An 8,195-nucleotide genomic window follows, 5' to 3' on the forward strand; every position below is an offset into this window, starting at 1 on the left:
CACCCGTTTTCCCCTTTCCACACCGGCCGGGCGCACCACGCCCGGCCCCGCATTTTCCGAGGAAGAACCATGCAACTCACAGGTCAGCTCCTGATCGGCCAGTCGGCCATCGCCGGACAGAACGGCACCCTCCACGCGATCGCCGCCGCAACCGGCGAACCGCTCGAACCCGCGTTCGGCGGCGCGAGCCTTCACGACCTGGAGACGGCCTGCGCGCTCGCCGACGACGCGTTCGACACGTACCGCGAAACGCGCCCCGAGCAACGCGCCGCGTTTCTCGACGCGATCGGCCGCAACATCATGGCGCTCGGCGACGACCTGATCGAGCGCTGCGTCACCGAAACGGGCCTGCCGCGCGCGCGCATCGAAGGCGAACGCGGCCGCACGGTCGGCCAGCTCGCGCTGTTCGCGTCGCTCGTGCGCGACGGCGGTTACGTCGATGCGCGCATCGACCCGGCCCGTCCGGAGCGCAAGCCGCTGCCGCGCGTCGACCTGCGCCTGCGCAACCTCGCGATCGGGCCGGTCGCCGTGTTCGGCGCGTCGAACTTTCCGCTCGCGTTCTCGGTCGCGGGCGGCGATACCGCTTCGGCACTCGCCGCCGGCTGCCCGGTGATCGTCAAGGCGCACTCCGCGCATCCGGGCACGTCCGAGCTCGTCGGCCGCGCGATCCAGCAGGCCGTGCGCGAATGCGGGCTGCCGGCCGGCGTGTTCTCGCTGCTGTTCGACGCGTCGCGCGAGATCGGCCAGGCGCTCGTCGCCGATCCGCGCATCAAGGCCGTCGGCTTCACCGGCTCGCGCCGCGGCGGCGTCGCGCTGATGAACATCGCGGCCGCACGCCACGAGCCGATTCCGGTCTACGCGGAAATGAGCTCGATCAACCCGGTGCTGCTGTTCCCGGCCGCGCTCGACGCGCGCCACGACGCGATCGCGCCGCAGTTCGTCGCATCGCTCGCGCTCGGCGCCGGCCAGTTCTGCACGAACCCGGGCCTCGTGCTCGCGGTCGACGGCCCCGCGCTGCGCGCGTTCGAAGCCGCGGCGGCCACCGCAGTGCAAGCGACTGCCGCGCAGACGATGCTGACGCCGCACATCCACGCGAGCTATGCGCAAGGCGTGGCCGCCCTGCGCACGCACGACGCGGTCGAGCTGCTGGCGGAAGGCGCGGAAGGTGGCCGCTACCAGGCGCGCGCAGCGCTGTTCGCGACGTCGGCGGATGCGTTCATCGCCCGCCCCGAACTGCGTGACGAGGTGTTCGGCCCTGCGTCGCTGATCGTGCGCTGCCCGGATGGCGGCACGCTGCATCGCGTGCTGCAGTCGCTCGAAGGCCAGCTGACGATCGCCGCGCATCTCGCCGACGGCGACGCCGCGCTGTTCGCCGCGCTGCGCCCGACGCTGGAGCGCAAGGCCGGCCGCATTCTCGTCAACGGCTTCGGCACCGGTGTCGAGGTCGGCCATGCGATGGTGCACGGCGGCCCGTTCCCGGCCACGTCCGACACGCGCACGACGTCGGTCGGCGCACGCGCGATCGAACGTTTCCTGCGCCCCGTGTCGTACCAGGACGTGCCGGACGCGCTGCTGCCCGACGCAATCCGCGACGGCAACCCGCTGAACGTGCCGCAACGCATCGACGGCGTGCCCGCGCCGCGGGAAGCGCGCGATGTCTGAGCCGCTCGCCGAAGTCGTCCTGTCGCTCGATGACGTGCACGCGCTCGCGCTGCGAGTGCTGACGCACAACGGGATGTCCGACGCGCACGCGCGGGCGATCGCCAACGTGATCACGCAGGGCCAGCGCGACGAGTGCCACTCGCACGGCGTGTACCGGCTGCTCGTATGCGTGCGCTCGCTGAAGAAGGGCAAGGTCGATCCGCAGGCCGTGCCGACGCTGCGCCGGCTGTCGTCGTCGATCGTCGCAGTCGACGCGCATCGCGGCTTCTCGCTGCTGAGCTTCGAAACCGGCCTGCCGGTGCTCGTCGAGATGGCGAAGCAGCACGGGATCGCCGCGATGGCGATCAACCACTGCTACCACTTCTCGGCGCTGTGGCCCGAAGTCGAGGCGATCGCCGCCGAGGGGCTGGCCGGCATCGCGATGAACCCGAGCCACAGCTGGGTCGCGCCGGAAGGCGGCCGCGAACCGGTGTTCGGCACCAACCCGATCGCGTTCGCGTGGCCGCGCCCGGACGGCGTGCCGTTCGTGTTCGACTTCGCGACCAGCGCGATCGCGCGCGGCGACATCGAGCTGCACGCGAAACAGGGCAAGACGATCCCGCCGTACTGGGCGATCGATGCCGACGGCCAGCCGACCACCGATCCGAAGGCCGCGCTGCAGGGCGCGATGCGCACCTTCGGCGGCCACAAGGGCTCGGCGCTCGCGGCGATGGTCGAGCTGCTCGGCGGTGCGCTGATCGGCGACATGACGAGCCAGGAGTCGATGGACTTCGACGAAGGCGTCGGCGCGACGCCGTGCCATGGCGAGCTCGTGGTCGCGTTCGACCCGAAGGTGTTCCTCGGCGACGGGCTCGACGGGGGCCTCGCGCGCGGCGAGCGGATGTTCGCGTCGATCACCGGGCAAGGCGCGCGGCTGCCGTCGCAGCGGCGCTTCGACGCCCGCGCGCGCAGCCTCGCGCACGGCGTGCGGATTCCGAAGGCGCTGTACGACGAAATCCTGACGCTGCTCGACTGACGCGCGATCGCGGGGCGCGGCTTCGTCGCCGGCAGAACGGCGATGGCGCCGTCGCCCGTTCCGCCGCCGAGGTCCTGCGCTCGCGTGCGCGGACGCCGCCCGGCGCACCGTCCGCGGCGCCCGCTCCCGCGGGCGCCGCACGCCCGGCGGCTGTGGGATAATCGCCCAGTTTGCCCAGGGCGCAGCTCAAGAGGTTGTTCGCACGGGCGCGAGAGAGGCCTTTATTCCCGTGCCTCCACCCTTTTTCGCGATATTTCTTCAGCCATCACAATGCCCACATACCGTTCCAAAACCTCCACCGCCGGCCGCAACATGGCAGGTGCACGCTCGCTGTGGCGCGCCACCGGCATGAAAGACGACGATTTCTCGAAGCCGATCATCGCGGTCGTCAACTCGTTCACGCAGTTCGTGCCCGGGCACGTGCACCTGAAGGATCTTGGCCAGCTCGTCGCGCGCGAAATCGAAGCCGCCGGCGGCGTCGCGAAGGAATTCAACACGATCGCGGTCGACGACGGCATCGCGATGGGCCATGACGGCATGCTCTATTCGCTGCCGAGCCGCGACATCATCGCCGACTCGGTCGAATACATGGTCAACGCGCACTGCGCAGACGCGATGGTGTGCATCTCGAACTGCGACAAGATCACGCCGGGGATGCTGATGGCCGCGATGCGCCTCAACATTCCGGTGATCTTCGTGTCGGGCGGCCCGATGGAAGCCGGCAAGACGCGTCTCGCGAACCCGGTCACCAAGACCGTCGAACTGAAGAAGCTCGACCTCGTCGACGCGATGGTGATCGCGGCCGACCAGTCGTATTCGGATGCCGACGTCGCCGAAGTCGAACGCTCGGCCTGCCCGACCTGCGGTTCGTGCTCGGGCATGTTCACCGCGAACTCGATGAACTGCCTGACCGAGGCGCTCGGCCTGTCGCTGCCCGGCAACGGCACGGTGGTGGCCACGCACGCCGACCGCGAGCAGTTGTTCAAGCGCGCCGGCCGCCGCATCGTCGAACTGACGCGCCAGCACTACGAGCAGGACGACATGCGCGTGCTGCCGCGCTCGGTCGGCTTCAAGGCGTTCGAGAACGCGATGACGCTCGACATCGCGATGGGCGGTTCGACCAACACGATCCTGCACCTGCTGGCGATCGCGCAGGAAGCCGGTATCGACTTCACGATGAAGGACATCGATCGCCTGTCGCGCATCGTGCCGCAGCTGTGCAAGGTCGCGCCGAACACGAACAAGTACCACATCGAAGACGTGCACCGCGCGGGCGGCATCATGGCGATCCTCGGCGAGCTCGACCGCGCCGGCAAGCTGCACACCGACGTGCCGACCGTGCACGCGCCGACGCTGAAGGATGCGCTCGACCAGTGGGACATCGTCCGCACCGAGGACGCGGCAGTCCGCACGTTCTACCTGGCCGGCCCGGCCGGGATCCCGACGCAGGTCGCGTTCAGCCAGGACACGCGCTGGCCGAGCCTCGATCTCGACCGTGCCGAAGGCTGCATCCGCTCGTACGAGCATGCGTTCTCGAAGGAAGGCGGCCTCGCCGTGCTGACCGGCAACATCGCGCTCGACGGCTGCGTGGTGAAGACGGCCGGCGTCGACGAAAGCATCCACGTGTTCGAGGGCTCGGCCCACGTGACCGAGTCGCAGGACGAAGCGGTCGAGAACATCCTGAACGACAAGGTCAAGGCCGGCGACATCGTGATCGTGCGCTACGAAGGCCCCAAGGGCGGCCCCGGCATGCAGGAAATGCTGTACCCGACGAGCTACATCAAGTCGAAGGGCCTCGGCAAGGCCTGCGCGCTGCTGACGGACGGCCGCTTCTCGGGCGGCACGTCGGGCCTGTCGATCGGTCACTGCTCGCCGGAAGCGGCAGCGGGCGGCGCAATCGGCCTCGTGCGCGACGGCGACAAGATCCGCATCGACATCCCGAATCGCACGATCGACGTGCTGGTGTCGGACGACGAACTCGCGCGTCGCCGCGAAGAGCAGAACGCGAAGGGCTGGAAGCCGGCGCAACCGCGTCCGCGCAAGGTGTCGGCGGCACTGAAGGCCTACGCGAAACTGGTGATGTCGGCCGACAAGGGCGCCGTGCGCGACCTGTCGCTGCTGGACGACTGACGCCCCGGGCAGCGGGCCGCACGAACGGCCCGCCCGGTCGAAAAGCCGCTCTCCGGAGCGGTTTTTTTTCGTCGATGGCAGGCCGAACCGTCGCGCGCTCAGCGACGAAACTCGTCGCTGCGCCCGTCGCTGCCGCCCCCACCGCCACCGTGGCCTCCCTCATGGTTTCCGCCACCTTGCGGCCGGGCGCCGAAACCGCCGCCGCCCGGATTCGCCTGCGGCGGCATCATTCGGGTCACCGCGCCGCCGCCGGGCGCAGGCGCGGGTGCCGGACGCGCGACAGCCGCCGGCGGATGCGCATTGCCGCCCGCGCCCGGCATCGGCGCGGGCGCCGGTGCCGCCTGCGGAGCCGGCACGCGATTCGGGCCGTTCCAGCCGCCGCGCGTGGCCGACGGCCGCGTGTCGTGCTGCACGGGCGGCGGTGCACCGCCCGGTGCGCGCTGGATCGGTTCGCCCGGCTGCGGGTGCCCATAGGCGGGCGGCCTCCCGCCGGGGCCGACGCGCGGCTCGGCACGATGCTCCCAGCGGTCTCGATCGTGATACCACGGCCGATGCCGGTAATAACGGTCCCAGTACGCGCCGATCGCGAACCCGGTCACCGGCACGCCGATGATCGCGCCATATTCCAGCAGCGGCACGTAATTGCCCTGGTACGGATAGTCGAGCTGCTGCGCGTCGATCCAGCCGCGCACGCCCGGCAGCGCGACGTCGCACCACGAGTAGTCGCTCAGACAGCCGAACACGTCCAGCGCGGTGCCGGGCGGAACCTGCGCGACGACGGGATAATCGGGTGCCGGCCCCGCATAGAGTTCGGCCCCCGAGTTGGTGTAGGCGCTGCTTTGCGCGTCGGCGATGCCCGGCACCGCGGCGATGCCGAACAGGGCGACGCACAGACTTCGGATGATCGTGTTGCTCATGTTGCTCTCTCCCGCGCGGTGCCGCCGCGCGTCGGTCAGTGTCGATGGCCCCCGCCGCCCCAATGTCCGCCACCCCAGTGGCCGCCGCCCCACGGACGGCGCCAGTACCCGCCCCGGTAACCGCCGCCCCAATGCCCCCAGAAGCCGAGGCCGATCGTGACGGGCGGCCCGTACCAGCCCGGGTAGTACGCGGGATAGTAGGCCGGGTAAGGCACATAGGCCGGCGCGGCATAGACCGGAGCCGGCGCGTAAGCGTAGTCGTCCGCCGGCGGCGGCACGGTCGGTGCCGCGGGTGTCGACGCGACCGGTCCGGCGTTTGCCGGCGCTACCGGAATCTCGCGCTGCGACACCGTGGCGGGCACGGGTGCGTAATACGGTGCATAGCCGTAAGGGCCCGTGTAATAGCAGCCGCTCAGCGCGAGCATGGCCAGCACGACGATGGATGGCCTTGCGGCGGGAATCGGGGTCATGTGAAGCTCCGCAGGAATCCGCGCGTCGCCGCGTGGCGCGCGCCTGACTGTAGCTTACGTCCCCTGCATATTTCTGCGGGTTTGATCGGTTACTTTTTGTTTCCCCGCGGCGAATGAAGGGTCGGACTGCGCGGGCATGCCGCGTGCTCCCGCGTCTGCCGCGCCGGCGTTGAAGTTGGTGCAAATGCCCTCAACTTGAATATCGAGTCAGGCTGGCCGGCGCGGACGGGTGTTCGCGGCCCCCGGCGGCCTGAAACCCGCGGACCTCGGCCCGCCCAGACAGGAACGCGGCTCACGCCGCCATCGACATGACTACGCCACGCCCCACGCTTCGGGCGGACACGCCCCTCGATCCGATCATCCAGCTACTGGCGCTCGCCAGCGAACAGGGTTATCTGACGCACGCCGACCTCGTCGACGCGCTGCCGCCGGAAAGCGACAGCCCCGACGCGCTGGACGTCGTGCGCGCCGCGCTTGCGGACATCGGCATTGCCGTGCTCGACGAGCCGGCCGCGCCGGCGCCGTTCGCGGGTGCGGCACCGGTCGACGTCGATCGCGACGCGCTCGACGAAGGCCGCGCGCTGCTCGGCGATCTCGCCCGCGGCACGAGTGCTTCGACCGATCCGCTCGCGCTGTATATGCGGCGCATCCATGCGGTGCCGCTGCTCAAGCGCGAGGACGAAATCGTGCTCGCCCGCGAAATCGAAACGGGCCGCCATCAGATCCTGCATGCGCTCGCCGGCTGTCCGGCCGCGGTCGATGCGCTGCTCGCGCGCCATGGTGCAACGGGCGCAACCGGCACGGCCGGCGACGAAGGTGCTGACGTCGACGATCGCGAAGACGACACACCCGCGCCTGCGCGCTATGACACGCTGCAAGCTGCAGTCGCGGACGTGCGCGGCGCATTGCGCGCGCATGGCTGCCGCTCGTCCGAATACCGCGACGCGCGCAACCGCCTCGCCGCACTGCTCGGTTCGCTCGCGTGGGTTGCACCGGCCGTCGACGATGCGAGCCGCGTCGTGCGCGCACTCGCCGCCGCGCCGGTCGGCGCCACCCCGGACGCCGATACCGATGCCGCCTGTTTCGACACGGTCGCGCGGCGTGCGCTCGGCGCCGCACTGAGCGACGGCCAGCAGAAGGTGCGCGACGGCACCCGCGCAATGCTGGAGGCGAACCTGCGGCTCGTGCTGTCGATCGCGCGCAAGTACATGAACCGCGGCGTCGACCTGCCCGACCTCGTGCAGGACGGCTGCCTCGGCCTGATGCGCGCGATCGAGAAGTTCGAATACCGGCGCGGCTTCAAGTTCTCGACCTACGCGACCTGGTGGATCCGGCAAGCGGTCGCGCGCGCGGTAGCCGACCGCTCGCGCACGATCCGCGTGCCGGTGCACGTCGGCGACCAGTACCAGCGCGTGCAGCGGCATGCCCTGCGTTTCCGCCAGCGCACGGGCCGCCGCGCGACGCCGGCCGAGCTCGCGACCGAGACCGGGCTCGCCGAGGACAAGCTGCGCGCGGTGCTGGCGCTGCCGGCCGAGCCACTGTCGCTCGACACGCCGCTGCCCGACGCGGACGCCGGCCTCGTCGACCTGATCGAGGACCAGGCATCGGCAAGCCCGTTCGAGCGACTGGCGGACACGCGCATGCGCGAATGCGTGACGTCGCTGCTGCGGTCGGTCACGCCGGCCGAGGCCGACGTGCTGCGCCGGCGGTTCGGCCTCGGTGGTGCCGAACCCGATACCTACGATGCGATCGCGCAGGACGCGGGGATGTCGCGCGAACGCGTACGGCAGATCGAGAAGCGCGCGCTCGCCACGCTGCGCACGGCCGCCGAGGCCGAGGGCGCGCAGTCGTTCCTCGACGCGTAACCGGTCGCGGGGGGGGGGGGGGGGGGGGGGGGGCGCGGGGGGGGGGGGGGGGGGGGGGGGGGGGGGGGGGCGGGGGGGGGCGGGGGGGGGGGGGGGGGGGGGGGGGGGGTGGGGGGGGGGGGGGGGGGGGGGGGGG

The 8,195-nt window shown here is 71.0% G+C and carries 6 protein-coding genes; 4 read left to right on the forward strand and 2 right to left on the reverse strand.

The features are described from left to right. Positions 1–69 precede the first annotated feature (69 nt). The 3 genes from DIE15_RS20695 to ilvD all read left to right on the forward strand — a co-directional run bounded on the left by DIE15_RS20695 (position 70) and on the right by ilvD (position 4,807). Positions 70–1,662, forward strand: coding sequence for an aldehyde dehydrogenase (NADP(+)) (locus DIE15_RS20695; protein ID WP_124834225.1), 1,593 nt, complete (start codon positions 70–72; stop codon positions 1,660–1,662). Next, positions 1,655–2,677, forward strand: coding sequence for an Ldh family oxidoreductase (locus tag DIE15_RS20700; protein WP_124834226.1), 1,023 nt, complete (start codon positions 1,655–1,657; stop codon positions 2,675–2,677). Before DIE15_RS20695 ends, DIE15_RS20700 begins: the two co-directional genes overlap by 8 nt. Positions 2,678–2,947: 270 nt before the next feature. Further along, on the forward strand, positions 2,948–4,807 hold the full coding sequence (ilvD, locus tag DIE15_RS20705) for a dihydroxy-acid dehydratase (protein ID WP_057928321.1): 1,860 nt from the start codon (positions 2,948–2,950) through the stop codon (positions 4,805–4,807). A gap of 98 nt (positions 4,808–4,905) precedes the next feature. Here ilvD and DIE15_RS20710 read toward each other — a convergent pair whose 3' ends face one another. Both DIE15_RS20710 and DIE15_RS20715 read right to left on the reverse strand, forming a co-directional pair. Continuing rightward, on the reverse strand, positions 4,906–5,724 hold the full coding sequence (locus DIE15_RS20710; protein ID WP_124834227.1) for an SH3 domain-containing protein: 819 nt from the start codon (positions 5,722–5,724) through the stop codon (positions 4,906–4,908). Positions 5,725–5,759: 35 nt separating this feature from the next. Then, entirely contained in the window at positions 5,760–6,194 is a 435-nt protein-coding gene (locus DIE15_RS20715; protein ID WP_124834228.1) for a hypothetical protein, read from the reverse strand. Positions 6,195–6,502: 308 nt separating this feature from the next. On the opposite strand from DIE15_RS20715, the gene DIE15_RS20725 reads away from it, so the two are divergent. Continuing rightward, entirely contained in the window at positions 6,503–8,059 is a 1,557-nt protein-coding gene (locus tag DIE15_RS20725; protein ID WP_124834229.1) for a sigma-70 family RNA polymerase sigma factor, read from the forward strand. The last annotated feature ends 136 nt before the right edge of the window (positions 8,060–8,195 follow it).

The sequence above is a fragment of the Burkholderia sp. Bp9031 genome (assembly GCF_003857965.1).
In the GTDB taxonomy this organism is placed as follows: domain Bacteria; phylum Pseudomonadota; class Gammaproteobacteria; order Burkholderiales; family Burkholderiaceae; genus Burkholderia; species Burkholderia ambifaria_A.

Excerpts from the sequence above, each read along its gene's own strand:
- DIE15_RS20695 (WP_124834225.1), top strand. The coding sequence starts at position 70 with ATGCAACTCACAGGTCAGCTCCTGATCGGCCAGTCGGCCATCGCCGGA.
- DIE15_RS20700 (WP_124834226.1), top strand. The coding sequence starts at position 1,655 with ATGTCTGAGCCGCTCGCCGAAGTCGTCCTGTCGCTCGATGACGTGCAC.
- ilvD (WP_057928321.1), top strand. The coding sequence starts at position 2,948 with ATGCCCACATACCGTTCCAAAACCTCCACCGCCGGCCGCAACATGGCA.
- DIE15_RS20710 (WP_124834227.1), bottom strand. The coding sequence starts at position 5,724 with ATGAGCAACACGATCATCCGAAGTCTGTGCGTCGCCCTGTTCGGCATC.
- DIE15_RS20715 (WP_124834228.1), bottom strand. The coding sequence starts at position 6,194 with ATGACCCCGATTCCCGCCGCAAGGCCATCCATCGTCGTGCTGGCCATG.
- DIE15_RS20725 (WP_124834229.1), top strand. The coding sequence starts at position 6,503 with ATGACTACGCCACGCCCCACGCTTCGGGCGGACACGCCCCTCGATCCG.